This is a genomic window from Leisingera sp. ANG-S5, from assembly GCF_000813925.1.
In the GTDB taxonomy this organism is placed as follows: domain Bacteria; phylum Pseudomonadota; class Alphaproteobacteria; order Rhodobacterales; family Rhodobacteraceae; genus Leisingera.
Genome location: NZ_JWLH01000036.1, coordinates 1 through 1,042 on the forward strand (window position 1 = coordinate 1; position 1,042 = coordinate 1,042).

A 1,042-nucleotide genomic window follows, 5' to 3' on the forward strand; every position below is an offset into this window, starting at 1 on the left:
AGGCGAAAGCCACCACAAGGTGGATGCAAAGGGGCGGGTGTCAATTCCTGCCTCCTTTCGCCGTGTGCTGGAGGCCGCTGACCCCAATTGGCAGCCCGGCCAGAACCCCGAACTGGTGATCGTCTACGGCGACCAGCGCCGCAACTTCCTGGAATGCTATACTATAGAGGCGATCGAGGAGGTCGACGCCAAGATCGACCAGCTTCCCCGCGGTTCGATGCAGCGCAAGATGCTGCAGCGCATGTTCCACGGCCAGTCGTTCCCGACCAACGTGGATGAGACCGGCCGCCTGGTTCTGCCGGCCAAGCTGCGCCAGAAAATCGACCTTGAGGCAGAGGCCTTCTTCATCGCCGCAGGCGACACCTTCCAGATCTGGAAGCCGGAAACCTACGAGGCAGAGGAACTGGCCCAGGCCGAAGAATGGATGGACGACCTGCCAGAAGGTTTCGATCCAATGGAATTCCTAGACGGCGCCGGGGGCGCTTAAGACATGACCCAGGACCAAACAGCTGCCAATGGTCCCCACATCCCGGTTCTCCTCCGCCCGCTGCTTGCGGCCGTGGCTCCGGTCTCGGGCCGCTGGCTTGATGGCACCTTCGGGGCAGGCGGCTATACCCGCGGCCTGCTGGAGGCTGGCGCGGAGCAGGTCACCGGCGTTGACCGCGATCCGCTGGCCTTTGAACTGGCAAAACCCTGGGCAGGGGAGTACGGCGACCGCCTGATCCTGCAGCCCGGTGTCTTTTCCCGCATGGATGAATACGCCCAGGACCTCGACGGCGTGGTGCTGGACCTTGGCGTCTCCTCTATGCAGCTGGACCTGGCCGAACGGGGCTTTTCCTTCATGAAAGACGGCCCGCTGGATATGCGGATGTCGCAGTCCGGCCCCTCCGCCGCGGACCTGATTGCCGAGCTGGACGAAGCGCAGATCGCCGACATCCTGTTCCACTACGGTGAGGAACGCGCCAGCCGCCGCATCGCCAAGGCGATTGTCAAAGAGCGCGCGATTGAACCCATCACCACCACCCTGCGCCTTGCGGGCATC

The 1,042-nt window shown here is 63.6% G+C and carries 2 protein-coding genes; both read left to right on the forward strand.

Going from position 1 to position 1,042, the window contains the following annotated elements; all coding sequences use genetic code 11:
* The first annotated feature begins 19 nt into the window (after positions 1-19).
* A complete protein-coding gene (gene mraZ, locus RA25_RS21980) occupies positions 20-487 on the forward strand; it encodes a division/cell wall cluster transcriptional repressor MraZ (RefSeq protein ID WP_082023132.1) in 468 nt (155 codons plus the stop codon).
* 3 nt (positions 488-490) lie between these two features.
* A partial coding sequence (locus RA25_RS21985; protein WP_039175058.1) for a 16S rRNA (cytosine(1402)-N(4))-methyltransferase occupies positions 491-1,042 on the forward strand: 552 nt, incomplete at its 3' end.